The sequence below is a fragment of the Enterobacter sp. Res13-Sevr-PEC09-46 genome (assembly GCF_015672585.1).
GTDB classification, from domain to species: Bacteria; Pseudomonadota; Gammaproteobacteria; order Enterobacterales; family Enterobacteriaceae; genus Enterobacter; species Enterobacter hormaechei_C.
In genome coordinates this window covers 77,662-97,694 of the sequence record NZ_JADABR010000012.1, presented here as the reverse complement: position 1 = coordinate 97,694, position 20,033 = coordinate 77,662, and the positions used below count along the sequence as shown (strand labels likewise).

The window sequence follows — 20,033 nt, the reverse complement described above, 5'->3', positions numbered from 1 at the left end:
ATGATGAAAGCGTTATCCAAACTGAAAGCGGAAGAAGGGATTTGGATGACCGACGTGCCGGAGCCGGAAGTCGGTCATAACGATCTGCTGATCAAAATTCGTAAAACCGCCATCTGCGGTACTGACGTTCACATCTACAACTGGGACCAGTGGTCACAGAAAACCATTCCGGTACCGATGGTTGTCGGTCACGAATATGTCGGCGAAGTGGTGGGTATCGGCCAGGAAGTAAAAGGCTTCAACATTGGCGATCGCGTCTCCGGTGAAGGCCACATTACCTGCGGTCACTGCCGTAACTGTCGCGGTGGGCGTACCCACCTGTGCCGCAACACCGTCGGCGTGGGCGTGAACCGTCCGGGCTGTTTCGCGGAATATCTGGTGATCCCGGCGTTTAACGCCTTCAAAATCCCGGACAATATCTCTGACGATCTGGCCTCCATTTTCGACCCGTTCGGCAACGCGGTACACACGGCGCTCTCCTTCGACCTGGTGGGTGAAGACGTGCTGGTTTCCGGCGCGGGCCCCATCGGCATTATGGCGGCAGCCGTGGCGAAGCATGTGGGTGCGCGCAACGTGGTGATCACCGACGTGAACGAATACCGCCTGTCGTTGGCGCGCAAAATGGGCGTCACCCGCGCGGTGGATGTCTCGAAAGAGAGCCTGACCGATGTGATGGAAGAGCTGGGCATGACCGAAGGCTTTGACGTGGGTCTGGAGATGTCCGGCGCGCCACCGGCGTTCCGCACCATGCTCGACACCATGAACCACGGTGGCCGTATCGCGATGCTGGGTATTCCACCGTCAGATATGTCCATTGACTGGAACAAAGTCATCTTCAAGGGGCTGTTCATTAAGGGCATCTATGGCCGTGAGATGTTCGAAACCTGGTACAAGATGGCCGCGCTGATCCAGTCCGGTCTGGATCTGTCCCCGATTATCACTCACCGTTTCTCCATCGATGAGTTCCAGCAGGGCTTTGACGCAATGCGGTCCGGCCAGTCAGGGAAAGTGATCCTGAGCTGGGATAAGTAATTAAAAAGGGGCCAGCGGCCCCTTTTTTTACTGATTCTTTTTCTCTTCGTCCGTCAGGTAACGCACCTTGCGGGTGTAATCCTGGCCTTTGAACAGCAGCCTGTTATCCGGCGATTCCAGATACTTCTGCCATTCGGAAAGCGGGAAACCACCGTGCGCGCCAATCACCTCTTTCGGCACAACGGCTTCCTGACCGCCGATCTTCTTGGAGACCGGCCAGTTCATCCAGTCGCCCAGGTTAACCGTTTTTACATCCAGCATGTCCAGCAGCGCAGCGAGCGGCAGCTGATCGGTCGGCGGCTGCGTGTCGTCCATCAGCTCCCAGGTATCCTGGAACAGCGTCAGCCACAGCGGGCAGATACGGCGCCAGGTCTTTTTGGTGGCGGCAAGAAACGCGCCGTTAACGTGATCGACCAGATACGGACGCACCGTTTCTTTGTAATATGCCGGCACTTTCTCCGCTGGCGCGCCGTCCAGCTTGGCAATCATTTTGCCCTGACGGAAGCTGGAGTAGATGTGCATATCCGCCATGTTGATCTCTGGCATTTTAAGCAGGTTGAGATCGGAGTCGATCATCAGCACACCTTCACCGCGCGCCTGCAACGGAGCGTTAAGCTTCACCAGACGACTGAGGTAGATCTGCTTATAGCGGTAACCTTCTTCACGTTTTGGAAGCGTGAGGGTAACAACGCGGGTTTTTGGCGGCAGCTCGCCGAAAGCGGATTCAGGCTGATCGCTGACGATAACAATCTCGCTGACGTCGGTGGCATAACGCTCTGCAAAGGTCGCTGACAATAACGCCTCTTCGACGAAATCCGCGCCCGTACACGGGATCACAATGGAATCCACCGCAACGAGATCGCGCGTGACCGGAAGGGAAGCGTAAGGAATGTTATGACGCCCGGTAATGTGGCGGTAGCGAGCATTCAGGAATTTAAACATGTTCTTCTCGTTTGGTTATTGCGCGCCAAGAACGGCCTCGACACCGTTAACATAGCTTTCAATGGCATACATGTTGCAGACATTCTGGTGTGCGGCAGCGGCGAGCCGGGCGCGCAGAGCAGGATCCTGCCAGATATTATCCAGATGTTGAGCAAGTTGCGACACGTCGCTCCAGGGAAACAGCAGGCCGGTCGACTCATGATCGATCAATTCTGCCGTGCCGGTCACCTTTGAACCAATCACGGGAATATTCAGCAGCATTGCCTCCAGCACGACGCGCGGCAGGCCTTCGCTCTTCGAGGCCAGAATAAATGCGTCAAAGGTGGCGAGATAGTCAAAAGGCGTGTTCTGGAAACCGGTAAAAATGACGTGCTCAGCAATACCCAGCGCGTCAGCCTGTGCCGCCAGTGCGCCGCGCTCCGCCCCTTCACCGACCAGCACCATCTTCCATTTTGCCTGCGGGTGCCTCTGGCTGAACTGTGCCAGCGCCTCCAGCGTATGGTGGTTGGCTTTGCGAGGGATTAGCGAGCCAATGCTGCCGAACACAAACGTGTCGTCATCAATGTTCAGGCGCTGGCGCATCGCGCGTCGGTCGGGCAAAGGCTGGTGGATGTCGATAGCATTGTTGACCGTGGTACACAGCGCTGGCCGGACGCCATGCTGAAGTAACACGCGTTCAACGCCGTGCGAGACGGCGATGATTTTTGTGGCATGCGCATTGACCAACTTCACCAGCGGCGGGGTCAGCACCGGTTCAATCCGGCAGTGCTGGATTATCCGCGCATGCAGGTTTGCGCCCGCCAGATACCCTTCTTCGTTAGAGCCTGGCTGGTTGTTCATATACAGCGTATCGAATCCACCTTCCCTGAAAATGGTCTCGATCTTGCTGACGTTGGGGCGAATGCGCCACAGGGTATCGATATGCCGCGTAAAAGCTTTGCGCGCTGAACGCGAGAAAAACAGCAGACCACGTCCCGCTTCTTTCAGTAGTTTTGCCCATGCCGGTTGCTTACGTTGAGGGATAACGAGTAGCGGGATCCCAATGCTATTGAGCACCTGGCCAATCGTTTGACCTTCAGCACGACTATAATCCCTGTAAAAACAACAGGTAATGTCGAATTTGTCGCGGTTGATTCGCTTCAGAAGCTCAAGCATACTGTTGGTACCTCCCCCCCATTCTTTGCCCGTGTCCAGGAGGAGGATTTTACGTTTTTGCGGCATGTCTGAATCCGTATGCTACCCTTCATCTAACCGCATTATAAAGAATTTACTGAAATAAAATAGATTTTTTGTATTCATTTGCCTTTTTATAAGCAAAGGTTTTAAACACGCTTATTTTAAAAGTGCGTTTTAAGACTTTAATCGCCTCTTCTCAATTCGATAGTATGAGTGCAAAAATTTTATGTTGTTATTGAGAGAGTGAAAATATGTTTAAAATAACGGTCTGCTTATTAACGTTTAACTCCGAAAGAACGTTGCACGATGTTATTCCTCCTCTTTTAAAAATAGCAGATGAATTCGTTATAGTGGATTCCGGAAGTACAGACTCGACGATATATATTTGCCAGAGTTATGGATTGTCGCCCATATTCAAAAAATATAGCTGGCACGGCGAGCAGATGAACCATGCCGTATCCCATGCGCACAACGACTGGGTGCTGTGCATGGACAGTGACGAAATACTCGATCAAGAAACCGTTGATGCTATTTTAAAATTAAAAAGGGGCGATGAACCCGAACCGGATATGGCGTGGCGGATATGTCGTCACTGGTTTGTTTTGGGAGAAAATGTCCGAACGATTTATCCCGTCTCATCACCGGATTATCCGGTGCGTCTTTTTAACCGTACGCAGTCGCGATTTAATAACCGGCCAGTAGACGATCAGGTTGAAGGTTTTCTCCGTTCTGAACGTATTCCAGGTTATGTCAGACATGATACGTTTTATTCGCTGCATGAACTTTTTAATAAATTAAACGGATATACCACTCGCCTGGTTCAATATCAGACGATACGTCCCTCTCTTGGTCGCGGCGCGATCAGCGCTATTGGCGCATTTTTCAAATGGTATCTGTTTAGCGGTGCGTGGCGTCAGGGCAAAGTAGGTGTGGTGACAGGGTTTTATGCCACGGCGTACAGTTTTTTGAAGTATTTCAAGGCCTGGTATCAGGATCGGGAAAAGAGAGAGTCCGTTGCAAAAGAGCAGTCGGACTCTTATCTGGCAGAATAGGCGTTAGCCGATCAGGCTTTTTTTCCCCAACCCTGCCACTGTTGCTGGACGTATTTAACCAGTGTACTGCTGCTGATGCTTTCGCCAATCACCGAGAAGAAGCGGGTTGCATAGACCGGTTCAGGCGGCTGTTTCAGCGTGCAGTTCTTCACGCCGCGGAATGGATTACGCGGCTGCGTTGCGGGTGGTTGCGCGCTACCCGGACGAGAAGTATCCACCTGAGGTTCATTGAGCAGATCGCTCGGACGCACCAGCGTAATATCGGCGGGTAAGCCCGGCAACATTTGCTGCAAAACGCGAACAGTAGACGGATGCGGATGCCCAATGGCAATCGCCGAACCGTTACGGCGCGCCAGCTGTACCGCGCGGTTGAACTGCACGCGGATATCCGCTTCGTTCTGGGAGTCGTCCAGGAATACTTTGCGCTTGATGACTTTTACACCCGTCCCCTGAGCGGCACGCATCGCCTGGCTGTTGCCGATGGTCATGCTGTCGAGGAAATAGAGATTGTAACGCTCCAGCGCCTGCATCACTTTCAGCATACCGTACAGGCTGGAGGTCATCGCGCTGCCCATATGGTTATTCAGACCCACGGCATACGGCACTTTATTGTACGCATCGCGGATGATGCGATCGATCTCGTCGCTGCTCATGTCCGGGCGCAGGGTATCTTTTTCCAACGGCTGCTTGCTGAGGGGGGCCATCGGCAGATGGATGAGGACCTGATGGCCGCCATTGTGCGCTTTGGTCGCCATTTCATGCGCGTGAGGCGCATTAGGCAGGACGGCGACAGAGATGGCTGGCGGCATCGCCAGCACCTGATTTTCATAGTGTGGTCGATAACCGAAGTCATCAATCACAATCGCGAGTTTGCCTGCATAAACCGGTGCAGCCAGCGCCAGTGCGCTGACTACGGAAACAACAATTCGACGAAATTGAAGCAAAACCTATCTTCCCAACCACGGCTGTGGATTGACCGCCTGACCCTGACGACGAATTTCGAAATAGAGTGACGGGCGGCCCTGACCGCCACTGCTGCCCACAAGGGCAATGGGTTGACCCGCGCGCACCTGGGTGCCAACGCTGACCAGCGCGCTCTGGTTGTAGCCGTAAAGACTCATGTCGCCTTTACCGTGTTCAACCACCACCACGAGCCCATAACCCTGTAGCCAGTCGGCCAGGATCACGCGGCCATCGGCGATGGCTTTCACTTCGCTACCTTCAGACGCACCGATAACGATCCCCTTCCAACGTAGCTCACCCTGCAACTGTTCGCCATAGCGATGCAGGATCGTACCGCGAACGGGCCAGTAAGCCTGACCACGCGGGGAGCCGAGGCCGCCGGTACGCGACATCAGGGAACGTTCATTTTCAGTCGGTTTGTAGGTGGTGCCTTTCCGGGAGGCTTCCTGCTGCTTATTACGCACCGCCTGCGCTTCACGCGCTTCTTTTTCGGCGCGCGCTTTGGCCGCGGCTTCTGCCCGGGCAATGCTGTTACGCAGTCTGGATTCGTTGGCGCGCATTTCGCTCAGCTGGCTTTGTCCTGCCTGGATAGAGGACTCCAGCCCGGCGAGCGTCTTCTTACGCTCATTGCGCGCCTGCTCAAGCTTCTCCTGCTGCGCCTGCTGATCGTAGAGCAGCGTTTGCTGCTGGCTCTGCTTCTCTTCCAGCTCGGCTTTTTGCGTGGTGACTTCTTCGCGCGTCTGTTTCAGCTGCGCAATGGTCTCCTGACGCGCCTGGTTTAGATAGCCGAAATAGGCCTGTAAACGCTGACCACGCTGGCTCTCTTCACCGCTGAGGATCAGCTGAAGGCCTGTGTGCTCACCCTGACGGAAAGCAGCATCAAGCTGTGCAGCAAGGTTCCGCTCCTGGGCATCGCGCTGACGCTCCAGTTTCGCAATCGACGCGTTCATTTCATCGATTTGCTTATTGAGCTGGGCAAGGGTGTTTTGTGTTTCACGCAGCTTACGCGCGGCGGCGGAAATGGCCTCTTCCTGCTTTTTAAGCTGGGCGAGCAGGGTGGCGCGCTGCTGTTGCTGCTGACGTACCGCACGCTCTTTGGCGGCGATATCGGCCTGAATGGATTTAAGCTGATCGCGGTCATCCGCGTGGGCGGATGCGGCGCACAGCAATACGCCAGCGCTGAGTGCGCTGGCGCAAAGCAGAGGTCTGACTGATAACCGAAGCGGCTTCACGACCCATGTGATTGAAAAAATCGCCTTTCCCCTCATGGGGAGCGATTATTCCACGATGAACAGCGGCTTGCCAGTCATCTCTTCAGGGATTTCCATACCCATCAGCGACAACATGGTTGGCGCGATGTCGGAAAGCTTGCCGCCTTCCACAGCTTTCACTGATTTATCACCTACATAAATCAGTGGAACAGGCAGGTTGGTATGGGCGGTATGCGCCTGACCGGTTGCCGGATCACGCATCTGTTCTGCGTTACCGTGGTCAGCGGTGATCAGCAGCTGGCCGCCCACGGATTCAACCGCTTTTGCGACCTGCTCAACGCAGTGGTCCAGCGCTTCAACAGCTTTAACGGCTGCTTCCATCACGCCGGTGTGGCCCACCATGTCGCCATTCGGATAGTTACAGATGATGGTGTCGTATTTACCGCTTTCGATCGCGGCCACCAGTTTTTCGGTCAGCTCCGCAGAGCTCATTTCTGGCTGGAGATCGTAAGTGGCGACTTTCGGCGAGTTAATCAGGATGCGGTCTTCGCCTTTAAACGGCTCTTCTACGCCGCCGTTAAAGAAGAAGGTCACGTGCGCATACTTCTCAGTTTCGGAGATGCGCAACTGCGTTTTATCGTTTTTCGCCATCCACTCGCCGAAGGTATTTTCCAGGGAAGCGGGTGGATACGCGCATGGGGCTTTGATATCCGCTGCATACTCAGTCAACTGGATGAAATCGATCTTCGCCACTTTCTTACGGGCGAAACCGTCGAAATCGCTGTTGACGAAGGCGCGGGTGATTTCGCGCGCGCGGTCAGCACGGAAGTTCATGAAGATCAGCGCATCGCCATCTTCCATGGCGGCATCGGCCTGGCCTTCAGCGCGGATCACGGTTGCCTTCACAAATTCGTCGTTTTCATCACGCGCGTAAGCCGCTTCCAGGCCTTCAACGGCGGTCGGGAACTGGAACTCACCTTTTGCCAGGGTCAGCAGATCATAGGCTTGCTCAACGCGGTCCCAGCGGTTGTCACGGTCCATGGCATAGTAACGGCCAACGATGGACGCCACGCGGCCTTTGCCCAGTGCGGCAAATTTATTTTCAAACGCTTTAAGAGAACCTTTTGCGCTGCGTGGCGGCGTATCGCGACCATCCAGGAAGGCGTGCAGATAGATTTTTTCCGCACCGCGCTCGGCGGCCAGTTCTACCATCGCCATGATGTGATCTTCGTGGCTGTGAACGCCGCCCGCAGAGAGCAGACCCATAATGTGAACGGCCTTGCCTGCGGCAACGGCTTTATCAACCGCTCCGGTGAGCGTTGGGTTGGCAAAGAATGTACGTTCTTTGATTTCAACGTCCAGGCGCGTCAGGTCCTGATAAACGATACGGCCCGCACCCAGGTTAACGTGACCCACTTCAGAGTTGCCCATCTGACGATCCGGCAGACCCACTTCCAGGCCAGACGCATCAATCAGGGTGTGGGGACGTTTTGCCCATAGCGCATCCATAACCGGGGTTTTGGCGTTGAAAATGGCGTTATCCTGTTGATCTTCACGGTAGCCATAGCCATCCAGAATCACCAGTACCATAGGTTTTTTAGAAACCGACATTGCGACAACCTCATGCTCAAGAGACAAAAAATTTGCGTAATTTTACTACAGCTGAATCGATAAAATAGCCGCAGAAGATCAAAGAAAGCGCGGGGGCAAGGCTGTTCTCAGGCCATTTTGAGGCTTTTTTTACGTGGCATGCCGCAGAAAATAGATTAGCTTTATGTCGCTGGCTGTATTTGCCACAGCGCACAGGTATACTCCTGTCCTGGTTTTTTTAATCACTTAGTCGGGAGTTGTTACCCCCCATGCAAGAAATTATGCAATTCGTTAGCCGCCACCCGGTTCTGAGCATCGCGTGGATTGGCCTGCTGGTCGCTGTACTGTTCACCACATTTAAGGGACTGACGTCTAAAATTAAGGTGATCACCCGCGGTGAAGCGACACGTCTGATCAACAAAGAGGACGCCGTGGTTGTCGATCTGCGTCAGCGCGACGATTTCCGCAAGGGCCACATCGCAGGTGCTATCAACCTGCTGCCCGCGGAAATTAAAGCGAACAACATTGGTGAGCTGGAGAAGCATAAAGCCCAGCCGATTATTGTTGTTGACGGCACTGGCATGCAGGCGCAGGAATCTGCCAGCGCACTGCATAAAGCAGGCTTTGAAAACGTAACGGTGCTGAAAGAAGGCATCTCCGGCTGGAGCGGGGAGAATCTTCCTTTAGTGCGCGGTAAATAAGGAGTTAAGTGATGGCCAATATTGAGATCTACACCAAAGCAACGTGCCCGTTCTGCCACCGAGCGAAAGCGCTGCTGTCCAGCAAAGGCGTAACGTTCAAGGAACTGCCGATCGATGGTGACGCGATTAAACGCGAAGAGATGATCCAACGCAGTGGTCGCACAACGGTTCCACAGATTTTTATTGATGCGCAGCACATTGGCGGCTGTGATGACTTGTATGCGCTCGACGCCCGTGGTGGACTCGATCCGCTGCTGAGCTAGAGACTTTAGGACAATTAAAAAGGGTTTTTCCATGTCAGAACAAAACAACACCGAGATGACTTTCCAGATCCAGCGCATCTACACCAAGGATGTCTCTTTCGAAGCGCCAAATGCGCCGCACGTTTTCCAGAAAGACTGGCAGCCAGAGGTTAAACTTGATCTGGATACCGCATCCACCCAGCTGGCGGATGATGTGTATGAAGTCGTATTGCGTGTCACCGTGACCGCCTCTCTGGGCGAAGAAACCGCATTCCTGTGCGAAGTTCAGCAGGGCGGTATCTTCTCCATCGGCGGCATCGAAGGCAACCAGATGGCGCATTGCCTGGGTGCATACTGCCCGAACATCCTGTTCCCGTATGCCCGTGAATGCATCACCAGCCTGGTTTCTCGCGGTACATTCCCGCAACTGAACCTTGCGCCAGTAAACTTTGATGCGCTGTTCATGAACTATCTACAGCAGCAGGCTGGCGAAGGTACCGAACAACATCAGGATGCCTGATGAGCACTGTTAATGCGTCAATGACTGTGATCGGTGCCGGCTCTTACGGCACCGCTCTTGCCATCACCCTGGCAAGAAATGGTCACGACGTGGTCCTGTGGGGCCACGATCCAAAACATATCGCGACGTTGCAACACGACCGCTGCAATGTGGCGTTTCTCCCGGACGTTCCGTTCCCTGACTCCCTGTATCTGGAAAGCGACCTCGCGACCGCGCTGGCGGCCAGCCGCAATATTTTGATTGTGGTGCCAAGCCATGTGTTTGGCGAAGTCCTGCGTCAGATTAAGCCGCTGATGCGTGCGGATGCGCGTATTGTGTGGGCGACGAAGGGGCTGGAAGCGGAAACCGGACGTCTGTTGCAGGACGTTGCCCGCGAAGCGCTGGGAACAGCGATCCCGCTGGCGGTGATCTCCGGGCCGACGTTTGCCAAAGAGCTGGCTGCGGGCTTGCCGACGGCGATTTCGCTGGCGTCCACCGACCAGGCATTTTCCGACGATCTTCAGCAACTGCTGCACTGCGGCAAAAGCTTCCGCGTGTACAGCAACCCCGATTTTATCGGCGTGCAGCTGGGCGGCGCGGTGAAGAACGTCATTGCCATCGGGGCCGGGATGTCTGACGGCATCGGTTTCGGCGCGAATGCGCGTACTGCGCTGATCACCCGTGGCCTGACCGAAATGTCCCGCCTGGGCGAAGCGCTGGGTGCCGATCCGGCCACCTTTATGGGAATGGCAGGGCTGGGCGACCTGGTGCTGACCTGCACCGATAACCAGTCGCGTAACCGCCGCTTTGGCATGATGCTCGGACAGGGCAGCGATGTAAAAAGCGCGCAGGAGAAGATTGGTCAGGTGGTTGAAGGCTATCGCAATACCAAGGAAGTTCGCGAACTGGCGCACCGTTTCGGTGTTGAAATGCCAATAACCGAGGAAATTTATCAGGTATTGTATTGCGGAAAAAATGCGCGCGAGGCAGCATTGACCTTATTAGGTCGTGCGCGCAAGGAGGAGCGCAGCAGCAATTAGCCGGGAAGTATCGTCACCTGAATGACCCAGCCAGCGCAGAACTGGCTGGTCATTAACTATCGTCTGGAGCAAGCAATGCCGTGTGAAGAACTGGATATCGTCTGGAATAATATTAAAGCCGAAGCCCGAGCGTTGGCCGACTGTGAGCCCATGCTGGCCAGTTTCTATCACGCGACGCTACTTAAGCACGAAAATCTCGGCAGCGCCCTGAGCTATATGCTCGCCAATAAACTGGCTTCCCCTATCATGCCTGCTATTGCGATTCGCGAGGTGGTGGAAGAGGCCTACGCCGCAGATCCGGAGATGATTGCTTCTGCCGCCTGCGACATCCAGGCTGTGCGCACGCGAGACCCGGCGGTGGATAAATACTCCACGCCGCTGCTGTATCTCAAAGGCTTCCACGCCTTACAGGCGTACCGCATCGGCCACTGGTTATGGAATGAGGGACGCCGCGCGCTGGCCATCTTCCTGCAAAACCAGGTTTCCGTGACCTTCCAGGTCGATATTCACCCGGCGGCGAAAATTGGCCGCGGGATCATGCTCGATCACGCCACCGGCATTGTTGTTGGTGAAACGGCGGTGATCGAAGATGACGTGTCGATCCTGCAATCCGTTACGCTGGGCGGTACCGGTAAAACCAGCGGCGATCGCCATCCGAAAATTCGTGAAGGGGTGATGATTGGCGCGGGCGCTAAAATCCTCGGCAATATTGAAGTCGGACGCGGCGCGAAGATTGGCGCGGGGTCGGTTGTGCTCCAGCCTGTACCGCCGCACACCACCGCCGCTGGCGTCCCGGCGCGCATCGTCGGTAAGCCAGACAGCGATAAGCCGTCGATGGATATGGATCAGCACTTCAACGGTATTCATCACACCTTCGAATACGGCGACGGTATCTGAACGCCGGAACACCTAAATAAAAAAGCCCGGTGAGTCAATGCACCGGGCTTTTGATTAGTTGCGGTATAACACTTTGATAATGTGATAGCCGAATTGTGTGTGCAGAGGGCCAGTTGGCTCCAGCACCGGGCAGGAGAAGACCACTTTATCAAACGCCGGGACCATCTGGCCCTGGCGGAACTCGCCTAAGTCACCACCGCGTTTGCCTGACGGGCAAATCGAGTGTTTCTTCGCCAGTTTGCCGAAGTCGGCGCCGTTTTTAATCTGTTCGAGCAGATCCTGTGCCAGTTTCTCTTCTTTAACAAGGATATGCAGTGCTGCTGCTGTTTTTGCCATGATCGTGCCTTGAGTCGACTAGTTTACGGTCGGTATACTACCACGCGTTTTTCCTCCTCTCCCGACTTTCATTGAGTGACCATTTATGCGTTTAAACCCCGGACAACAACATGCTGTCGAATTCGTCACCGGACCCTGCCTGGTGCTGGCAGGAGCGGGATCCGGTAAAACACGCGTGATCACCAACAAAATCGCCCACTTAATTCGGGGTTGTGGATACCAGGCGCGCCATATCGCGGCGGTCACCTTTACCAACAAAGCGGCGCGTGAGATGAAAGAGCGCGTCGGCCAGACGCTGGGCCGTAAAGAGGCGCGCGGGCTGATGATCTCCACCTTCCACACGCTGGGTCTGGATATTATCAAGCGCGAATACGCGGCGCTGGGCATGAAGTCCAACTTTTCTCTCTTCGATGACACCGACCAGGTGGCGCTGCTTAAAGAGCTGACGGAAGGGCTGATCGAAGATGACAAAGTGCTGTTGCAACAGCTGATCTCGACGATCTCGAACTGGAAAAACGATCTGATGACGCCGGCCCAGGCAGCGGCAAGCGCCAAAGGCGAGCGCGACCGCATCTTTGCCCACTGCTACGGTCTGTACGACGCGCATATGAAAGCCTGTAACGTCCTGGATTTCGACGATCTGATCCTGCTGCCGACGCTGCTGCTTCAGCGGAATGAAGAGGTACGCGAGCGCTGGCAGAACAAAATCCGTTACCTGCTGGTGGATGAATACCAGGATACCAACACCAGCCAGTACGAGCTGGTGAAGCTGCTGGTAGGGCAGCGTGCACGCTTTACCGTCGTAGGCGATGACGATCAGTCGATTTATTCATGGCGTGGCGCGCGTCCGCAAAACCTGGTGCTACTGAGCAAAGACTTCCCGACGTTGCAGGTGATTAAACTGGAGCAGAACTACCGTTCTTCCGGGCGTATCCTGAAGGCGGCGAACATCCTGATTGCCAATAACCCGCACGTCTTTGAGAAGCGCCTGTTCTCCGAACTGGGTTACGGCACCGAGCTGAAAGTGCTAAGCGCCAACAACGAAGAGCACGAAGCGGAGCGCGTAACGGGCGAGCTGATTGCCCATCACTTCGTCAACAAAACTGAATACAAGGATTACGCGATCCTCTATCGCGGAAACCACCAGTCGCGCGTCTTTGAAAAGATGCTGATGCAGAACCGCATTCCCTACAAAATCTCCGGCGGTACGTCGTTCTTTTCGCGTCCCGAAATCAAGGATCTGCTGGCCTATCTGCGCGTGCTGACCAACCCGGATGACGACAGCGCTTTCCTGCGCATCGTGAACACGCCGAAACGCGAGATTGGCTCTGCGACGCTGCAAAAACTGGGTGAATGGGCGATGACCCGCAACAAAAGCCTGTTCACCGCCAGCTTCGATATGGGGCTGAGCCAGACCCTGACCGGGCGCGGCTATGACGCCTTAACCCGCTTTACCCACTGGCTGGGTGAGGTGCAGCGTCTGGCAGAGCGCGAGCCTGTGGCGGCAGTACGCGATCTGATCCACGGCATTGATTACGAATCCTGGTTGTATGAAACCTCTGCCAGCCCGAAAGCAGCCGAGATGCGGATGAAAAACGTTAACCAGCTCTTCAGCTGGATGACCGAAATGCTTGAAGGATCTGAGATTGACGAGCCCATGACCCTGACGCAGGTGGTCACCCGCTTCACGCTGCGCGATATGATGGAGCGCGGCGAAAGCGAAGAAGAGGCCGATCAGGTTCAGCTGATGACGTTACATGCCTCGAAAGGGCTGGAGTTCCCCTATGTCTATCTGGTGGGGATGGAAGAGGGCCTATTGCCGCACCAGAGCAGCATTGATGAAGATAACGTCGACGAAGAGCGCCGTCTGGCCTACGTGGGGATCACTCGTGCGCAGAAAGAGCTGACGTTTACGCTGTGCAAAGAGCGCCGCCAGTATGGTGAGCTGGTGCGCCCGGAGCCGAGCCGTTTTCTGCTGGAGTTGCCTCAGGACGATCTTATCTGGGAGCAGGAGCGTAAAGTCATTACCGCTGAAGAGCGTATGCACAAAGGGCAGGCAAACGTGGCAAACATTCGCGCGATGCTGGCAAAAGCCAAAGAGAAGGGATAACTATTTGCAGGCCGGGTAAGGCGAAGCCGCCACCCGGCACGCTTCAAAGGGTCACTTCACATCAAGCGCCCAGTGCACATAGCTCTGCCACTGGTACTCCTGCTCAATCAGTTCCGCCCCAAGCGGATGATCCTCAAGCCAGTTTTCCGGTAGCGTCAGCGTCAGTTTCTCATCGTCTGCCGCCAGCGTAATGGCTGGCAGCAAATCATCACGACGCCGACTGGCAAACAGGATCGCCAGGCGAAGCAGACGACACAGATGCTCCGCCACGCGCGGCGGTACAGCGTTCTGCTGGTGAAGGGAAGAGAGATCGACGGCGTTAGTCTGATTTAGCAGCAGGGTGGCCAGCAGCTTCTTCTGGGCGGGCGTATAGCCCGGTAAATCGAGATTACGCACCAGCCAGGCCGCGTGCAGCGGTGCCTGCTTGTACTCCACGCTGAGACCAATTTCATGTAGCGCACAGGCGCTTAGCAGCAGATCGCGGCTTAACGGTTCAATATCCCAGCTTTTTTTCACCTGATCGGCAAACAGTGACGCCAGTTGACTCACTCTGTGTGCCTGGTCGATATCAACAATAAAGCGGCGCTGAACGTTACGCAGCGTACGGCTACGGATGTCCTGATCGACCGACTGGTGCAGCATTCCGTAGACCAGACCTTCGCGCAGCGCACCGCCTGCCAGGGTCATACACTGGATATTGAGTTCAGTAAAAATGGCGATCAGAATGGCGAGCCCACTGGGGAAAACCAGCGCGCGTTCGAGCGTCAGCCCTTCTATTTCAAGCTCTTCCAGACGACCACACTGGATGGCGCGCTGTTTAAGCTGCTGGAGTTTGGCAAGCGTGATCCGCTCGTCCATTCCCTGTGCCATCATGATTTCCTGCAACGCCTGAACGGTTCCGGACGCGCCGACACACACTTTCCAGCCGTGATAGCGCAGTTCGTCCATGACCGGGCGCAGGACCGCACGCGCCGCGTTTTCCGCCTCGTCAAAATTCTCTTTGGCAAGGTTTCGATCGGTAAAGTAGCGTTCCAGCCAGGTCACACAGCCCATCGACAGGCTGAACAGTGACGTCGCCTGCGCGCCTGTGCCCGTGACCAGTTCAGTACTGGCACCACCGATATCGACCACCAGACGACGATCGTCGCCGCCGGTCGTATGCGCCACACCCTGATAAATCAGACGCGCTTCTTCTTCACCGCTGATGACCTGCACCGGGCAGCCCAGAATTTCCTGTGCTCTGGCAATGAAATCGCCAGCGTTAACCGCCAGACGAAGGGTCGCCGTGGCAACAACGCGAATTTGACTGAGCGGGATATCCTGCAAACGTTCTGCAAACAGACGCAGACACTGCCAGCCACGTTCCATGGCTTCCGGGGAGAGGTGATTATCGCTGCTCAGGCCCGCCGCGAGGCGGACCTTGCGCTTAATGCGCGTCAGCGTTTGTATGCTTCCCGCCACCTCGCGCACAACCAGCATATGAAAACTATTCGAACCGAGATCAATTGCCGCATAAAGCGAGGTGGAGCTGAGCATATTTTTTAACCTGAACGACGACGATTACGCGGTGCACCGCCGGAACGACGCGGACCATTGCCGGAGCGTGGACGGGTAAGGCGCTTAGGTGGCGGCAGCTCGCTCAACAGCGCGTCCGGATTGTATTTGCTCTGTGGAATAGAGTGACCGATGTAGGTCTCAATGGCCGGAAGATTCAGCGCATACTCTTCACACGCAAGGCTGATGGAGTGACCGCTTGCGCCGGCACGACCGGTACGTCCGATACGGTGTACATAGTCTTCACAGTCATCTGGCAGGTCATAGTTAAAGACGTGCGTCACGGCTGGAATGTGCAGGCCACGGGCCGCCACGTCGGTCGCGACCAGAATATCAAGGTCGCCACGAGTAAATTCGTCGAGAATGCGCAGGCGTTTTTTCTGCGCCACGTCGCCGGTCAGCAGGCCCACACGGTGCCCATCTGCCGCCAGGTGACCCCAGATATCTTCACAGCGGTGTTTGGTGTTCGCGAAGATAATCGCGCGATCCGGCCACTCTTCTTCGATCAGGGTTTGCAGCAGGCGCATTTTCTCTTCATTAGAAGGATAGAAGAGCTCTTCTTTAATGCGGTGCCCGGTTTTCTGCTCCGGTTCTACTTCCACATATTCCGCATTGTTCATCTGCTCGAATGCGAGTTCACGTACGCGGTATGACAGGGTAGCGGAGAACAGCATGTTCAGACGCTGGTTTGCCGCAGGCATACGGCGGAACAGCCAGCGGATGTCTTTAATGAAGCCCAGATCGTACATGCGGTCTGCTTCATCCAGCACCACGACCTGGATTGAGCCGAGGTTGATATGGTTCTGTTTGGCGTAGTCGATAAGACGGCCGGTGGTCCCAATCAGGATATCGACGCCGCTTTCCAGCACTTTCAGCTGTTTATCGTAGCCGTCGCCGCCATAGGCCAGGCCAAGTTTCAGGCCGGTGGCTTGCGCCAGGGGCTCAGCGTCTGCGTGGATCTGTACCGCCAGTTCTCGCGTCGGGGCCATAATTAGCGCGCGCGGCTGGTTAACTTTGCGGTCTGCAATCGCCGGGTGAGAAAGTAAATAATGAAACGTTGACGTTAAAAACGCCATCGTTTTGCCAGTACCGGTTTGCGCCTGCCCTGCAACGTCGCGACCGGCCAGCGTCAGCGGCAGGGCGAGAGCCTGAATGGGCGTGCAGTTATGAAACCCTTTAGTTTCAAGGGCTTCGATAACCTTTGGGTGCAGGGCGAAGTCGGAAAACTTCTGTTCTGTTAAATGTGTTTTGCTCATAGTGTGGTAGAATATCAGCTTACTATTGCTTTACGAAAGCGTATCCGGTGAAATAAAGTCAACCTTTAGTTGGTTAATGCGACATCAACACGTCGTTGGTGGAGACAAAACCAACGTACCAGGCTTATTCCTGTGGAGTTATATATGAGCGATAAAATTATTCACCTGACTGACGACAGTTTTGACACGGACGTACTTAAAGCTGACGGGCTGATCCTCGTTGATTTCTGGGCTGAATGGTGTGGTCCTTGCAAAATGATCGCTCCGATTCTGGATGAAATCGCTGACGAATATCAGGGCAAACTGACCGTTGCCAAGCTGAACATCGACCAGAACCCGGGCACCGCGCCAAAATACGGTATCCGTGGCATCCCGACCCTGCTGCTGTTCAAGAACGGTGACGTGGCGGCGACCAAAGTGGGCGCACTGTCCAAAGGTCAACTGAAAGAGTTCCTGGACGCTAACCTGGCGTAAGGTTTCTCAGCTGAGCGTCCAGAACGCCTAATTAACGGCGAGCTCTGGACGCCCGGCTTTAGTCGTGCTAAGTTAGCTATGACTACGTTTTAAACATATCTTGTTGTTTGAATCTTGTTTTACCCGATACTTCCCGTTGTTAACTTAAACAGTGCGTGAAGTTGCTAGATTCCGGGCTTGTCACTCAATCCGTCTTGTCGTTTCAGTTCTGCGTTCTTTCCCTGTGACCAGACAGCGAACAGACATGAGGTGATGGCCGCTAAACAGGCATGGATGACCCTGCCATACCATTCACAACATTAAGTTCGAGAATCACCCCGAGTTTAAGAACCCACACCATTATGAATCTTACCGAATTAAAGAATACGCCGGTTTCTGAGCTGATCACTCTCGGCGAAAATATGGGACTGGAAAACCAGGCTCGTATGCGCAAGCAGGACATCATTTTCGCCATCCTGAAGCAGCACGCTAAGAGTGGCGAAGATATCTTTGGCGACGGTGTGCTGGAGATACTGCAAGACGGATTTGGTTTCCTCCGCTCCGCAGACAGCTCCTACCTCGCCGGCCCTGACGACATCTACGTATCCCCTAGCCAAATCCGCCGTTTCAACCTCCGCACTGGTGACACCATTTCAGGTAAGATTCGTCCTCCAAAAGAGGGTGAACGCTACTTTGCGCTGTTGAAGGTTAACGAAGTTAACTACGACAAACCGGAAAACTCCCGCAATAAGATCCTGTTCGAGAACTTAACGCCGCTGCACGCTAACTCTCGTCTGCGCATGGAGCGTGGTAACGGGTCTACTGAAGACTTAACCGCTCGTGTGCTGGATCTGGCATCGCCAATTGGTCGTGGCCAGCGTGGTCTGATTGTGGCGCCGCCAAAAGCCGGTAAAACCATGCTGCTGCAAAACATCGCGCAGAGCATTGCTTACAACCATCCAGACTGTGTGCTGATGGTGCTGCTGATTGACGAACGTCCGGAAGAAGTGACCGAGATGCAGCGTCTGGTGAAAGGGGAAGTGGTTGCGTCTACCTTCGACGAGCCTGCTTCTCGCCACGTTCAGGTTGCGGAAATGGTTATCGAGAAGGCGAAACGCCTGGTTGAGCACAAGAAAGACGTGATCATCCTGCTCGACTCCATTACCCGTCTGGCGCGTGCCTACAACACCGTGGTGCCGGCTTCCGGTAAAGTACTGACCGGTGGTGTGGATGCTAACGCCCTGCATCGTCCGAAGCGTTTCTTCGGTGCGGCGCGTAACGTGGAAGAGGGCGGTAGCCTGACCATTATCGCGACGGCGCTGATCGATACCGGCTCCAAAATGGACGAGGTTATCTACGAAGAGTTCAAAGGTACAGGCAACATGGAACTGCACCTTTCTCGTAAAATCGCAGAAAAACGCGTCTTCCCGGCGATCGACTACAACCGTTCCGGTACCCGTAAAGAAGAGCTGCTTACCACTCAGGAAGAGCTTCAGAAAATGTGGATCCTGCGTAAAATCATCCATCCAATGGGCGAAATCGACGCAATGGAATTCCTCATTAACAAACTGGCGATGACCAAAACGAACGACGATTTCTTCGACATGATGAAACGCTCGTAACGCAAATAATCCCAGTAAACGCCACGTTTTTACGTGGCGTTTTTTATTTATGGACTATACGCTATTACCACACACTCCCAATTTAGACCTGTCGGTGCGACAATAAGAAGGTTTGCACAGTCAAAGAAATAATTGATTGAAAAACATACAAAGGGAGTTGTGATGAGCCATCTTTAATCCTTCTGAGGCAGAGGCTTCATGGTTATACTTCCGGGACTAACATTTGTTGAGAGCAATCCATTGTGAATCTACTCACTGCTGTAACTGAGCTGATCAGTATTTTTTTATTCACAACCTGTTTTTTGTTCATTGCGCGCAAGGTAGCAAAAAGAATTGGGTTAGTGGACAAACCGAACTTCCGTAAACGTCATCAGGGGCTTATTCCACTGGTGGGCGGCATTTCGGTATACGCAGGCATCTGTTTCACATTCGGGATCGCGGATTACTATATCCCCCATGCCGCACTCTACCTGGCATGTGCCGGTGTGCTGGTACTGGTCGGCGCCCTTGATGATCGTTTTGATATCAGCGTGAAGTTCCGCGCGACGGTACAGGCGGCCATTGGCATCATTATGATGGTGGTAGGCGGCCTCTATCTCAGAAGCCTGGGCTACGTGTTTGGTCCCTGGGAGCTGGTGCTTGGGCCATTCGGCTTCTTCCTGACGCTGTTTGCCGTGTGGGCGGCTATCAACGCCTTTAACATGGTTGACGGTATAGACGGTCTGCTCGGTGGGCTGTCCTCTGTTTCGTTTGGCGCTATCGGCATCATCTTATGGTTTGACGGCCAGTACAGCCTGTCAATGTGGTGCTTTGCCATGATTGCCGCCATCCTGCCTTACATCTGCCTGAATCTGGGTGTGTTAGGGCGTCGCTATAAAGTCTTTATGGGCGATGCGGGCAGTACCCTGATTGGCTTTACGGTTATCTGGGTCCTGCTGGAAACCACGCAGGGTAAAACGCACCCTATCAGCCCGGTAACGGCTCTCTGGATTATCGCCATCCCGCTGATGGACATGGTCGCTATAATGTACCGCCGTCTGCGTAAAGGGATGAGCCCGTTTTCTCCCGATCGGCAGCATATTCATCACCTGATTATGCGCGCCGGCTTCACGTCTCGTCAGGCATTTGTGTTGATTACGCTTGCGGCTGCTATTCTGGCTGCGATTGGCGTAGCCGCGGAATACGCACATTTCATTCCTGAATGGGTAATGTTGGTATTATTCTTGCTAGCATTTTTCATGTACGGTTACTGCATCAAGCGTGCATGGAAAGTCGCGCGTTTTATTAAACGTTTAAAACGCAGGATGCGTCGGAACAGTGGCAAAAACACAACATTAACTAAGTAAAACCGGGACTA

The 20,033-nt window shown here is 54.4% G+C and carries 19 protein-coding genes; 11 read left to right on the top strand and 8 right to left on the bottom strand.

Annotation, left to right across the window (positions count from 1 at the left end):
* The first annotated feature begins 3 nt into the window (after window positions 1–3).
* The gene (tdh, locus tag IMQ56_RS07230) at window positions 4–1,032 is read left to right on the top strand and encodes an L-threonine 3-dehydrogenase (protein ID WP_017383610.1); all 1,029 of its coding nucleotides are present in this window, start codon (window positions 4–6) and stop codon (window positions 1,030–1,032) included.
* A 27-nt stretch (window positions 1,033–1,059) separates the two neighbouring features.
* Here the strand turns inward: tdh and IMQ56_RS07225 are convergent, their stop codons facing one another.
* Together IMQ56_RS07225 and IMQ56_RS07220 are read right to left on the bottom strand one after the other, a co-directional pair.
* On the bottom strand, window positions 1,060–1,974 hold the full coding sequence (locus IMQ56_RS07225) for a hypothetical protein (protein ID WP_023302890.1): 915 nt from the start codon (window positions 1,972–1,974) through the stop codon (window positions 1,060–1,062).
* 15 nt (window positions 1,975–1,989) lie between these two features.
* Window positions 1,990–3,195: a glycosyltransferase gene (locus IMQ56_RS07220; protein ID WP_017383609.1), complete on the bottom strand. Its 1,206-nt coding sequence runs from the start codon at window positions 3,193–3,195 to the stop codon at window positions 1,990–1,992.
* Between the two features lie 206 nt (window positions 3,196–3,401).
* Here IMQ56_RS07220 and IMQ56_RS07215 point away from each other — a divergent pair, with 206 nt between their 5' ends.
* On the top strand, window positions 3,402–4,202 hold the full coding sequence (locus IMQ56_RS07215) for a glycosyltransferase family 2 protein (RefSeq protein ID WP_196063618.1): 801 nt from the start codon (window positions 3,402–3,404) through the stop codon (window positions 4,200–4,202).
* A gap of 11 nt (window positions 4,203–4,213) precedes the next feature.
* Here the strand turns inward: IMQ56_RS07215 and IMQ56_RS07210 are convergent, their stop codons facing one another.
* Genes IMQ56_RS07210 through gpmM form a run of 3 tightly spaced genes read right to left on the bottom strand, consistent with a single transcriptional unit; the run spans window position 4,214 to window position 7,987 of the window.
* Entirely contained in the window at window positions 4,214–5,146 is a 933-nt protein-coding gene (locus tag IMQ56_RS07210; RefSeq protein ID WP_017693955.1) for a divergent polysaccharide deacetylase family protein, read from the bottom strand.
* A 3-nt stretch (window positions 5,147–5,149) separates the two neighbouring features.
* Window positions 5,150–6,409, bottom strand: coding sequence for a murein hydrolase activator EnvC (gene envC / locus IMQ56_RS07205; protein WP_026094345.1), 1,260 nt, complete (start codon window positions 6,407–6,409; stop codon window positions 5,150–5,152).
* A gap of 33 nt (window positions 6,410–6,442) precedes the next feature.
* Window positions 6,443–7,987, bottom strand: coding sequence for a 2,3-bisphosphoglycerate-independent phosphoglycerate mutase (gene gpmM / locus IMQ56_RS07200; RefSeq protein WP_040117060.1), 1,545 nt, complete (start codon window positions 7,985–7,987; stop codon window positions 6,443–6,445).
* Window positions 7,988–8,235: 248 nt separating this feature from the next.
* Here gpmM and IMQ56_RS07195 point away from each other — a divergent pair, with 248 nt between their 5' ends.
* From IMQ56_RS07195 to cysE, 5 genes are all read left to right on the top strand, one after another.
* On the top strand, window positions 8,236–8,667 hold the full coding sequence (locus IMQ56_RS07195; protein WP_017383604.1) for a rhodanese-like domain-containing protein: 432 nt from the start codon (window positions 8,236–8,238) through the stop codon (window positions 8,665–8,667).
* A gap of 11 nt (window positions 8,668–8,678) precedes the next feature.
* Window positions 8,679–8,930, top strand: a complete 252-nt coding sequence (gene grxC / locus IMQ56_RS07190) for a glutaredoxin 3 (protein WP_003860837.1) — start codon at window positions 8,679–8,681, stop codon at window positions 8,928–8,930.
* 31 nt (window positions 8,931–8,961) lie between these two features.
* On the top strand, window positions 8,962–9,429 hold the full coding sequence (gene secB / locus IMQ56_RS07185) for a protein-export chaperone SecB (protein ID WP_014168079.1): 468 nt from the start codon (window positions 8,962–8,964) through the stop codon (window positions 9,427–9,429).
* Window positions 9,429–10,448 (top strand): NAD(P)H-dependent glycerol-3-phosphate dehydrogenase, encoded by a 1,020-nt coding sequence (gene gpsA / locus IMQ56_RS07180; RefSeq protein WP_196063617.1) that lies wholly within the window; start codon window positions 9,429–9,431, stop codon window positions 10,446–10,448. The genes secB and gpsA overlap by 1 nt, the downstream gene beginning before the upstream one ends.
* A 75-nt stretch (window positions 10,449–10,523) precedes the next feature.
* Entirely contained in the window at window positions 10,524–11,345 is an 822-nt protein-coding gene (gene cysE, locus IMQ56_RS07175; RefSeq protein WP_022646641.1) for a serine O-acetyltransferase, read from the top strand.
* A 54-nt stretch (window positions 11,346–11,399) separates the two neighbouring features.
* On the opposite strand, the gene ppiC is transcribed toward cysE, so the two are convergent.
* Window positions 11,400–11,681, bottom strand: coding sequence for a peptidylprolyl isomerase PpiC (gene ppiC, locus IMQ56_RS07170; protein ID WP_006812396.1), 282 nt, complete (start codon window positions 11,679–11,681; stop codon window positions 11,400–11,402).
* A gap of 85 nt (window positions 11,682–11,766) precedes the next feature.
* Between ppiC and rep the strand changes: the two genes are divergently transcribed.
* On the top strand, window positions 11,767–13,791 hold the full coding sequence (rep, locus tag IMQ56_RS07165) for a DNA helicase Rep (protein ID WP_032620671.1): 2,025 nt from the start codon (window positions 11,767–11,769) through the stop codon (window positions 13,789–13,791).
* A 51-nt stretch (window positions 13,792–13,842) separates the two neighbouring features.
* On the opposite strand, the gene gppA is transcribed toward rep, so the two are convergent.
* Together gppA and rhlB are read right to left on the bottom strand one after the other, a co-directional pair.
* The gene (gppA, locus tag IMQ56_RS07160; RefSeq protein WP_017383602.1) at window positions 13,843–15,327 is read right to left on the bottom strand and encodes a guanosine-5'-triphosphate,3'-diphosphate diphosphatase; all 1,485 of its coding nucleotides are present in this window, start codon (window positions 15,325–15,327) and stop codon (window positions 13,843–13,845) included.
* Between the two features lie 5 nt (window positions 15,328–15,332).
* A complete protein-coding gene (gene rhlB / locus IMQ56_RS07155; RefSeq protein ID WP_045333514.1) occupies window positions 15,333–16,601 on the bottom strand; it encodes an ATP-dependent RNA helicase RhlB in 1,269 nt (422 codons plus the stop codon).
* 144 nt (window positions 16,602–16,745) lie between these two features.
* Here rhlB and trxA point away from each other — a divergent pair, with 144 nt between their 5' ends.
* The 3 genes from trxA (at window position 16,746) to wecA (ending at window position 20,022) form a co-directional block, all read left to right on the top strand.
* The gene (trxA, locus tag IMQ56_RS07150; protein WP_006812392.1) at window positions 16,746–17,075 is read left to right on the top strand and encodes a thioredoxin TrxA; all 330 of its coding nucleotides are present in this window, start codon (window positions 16,746–16,748) and stop codon (window positions 17,073–17,075) included.
* 341 nt (window positions 17,076–17,416) lie between these two features.
* Window positions 17,417–18,676, top strand: a complete 1,260-nt coding sequence (rho, locus tag IMQ56_RS07145; protein ID WP_001054528.1) for a transcription termination factor Rho — start codon at window positions 17,417–17,419, stop codon at window positions 18,674–18,676.
* A 242-nt stretch (window positions 18,677–18,918) separates the two neighbouring features.
* Window positions 18,919–20,022: a UDP-N-acetylglucosamine--undecaprenyl-phosphate N-acetylglucosaminephosphotransferase gene (gene wecA / locus IMQ56_RS07140; protein ID WP_001050933.1), complete on the top strand. Its 1,104-nt coding sequence runs from the start codon at window positions 18,919–18,921 to the stop codon at window positions 20,020–20,022.
* The last annotated feature ends 11 nt before the right edge of the window (window positions 20,023–20,033 follow it).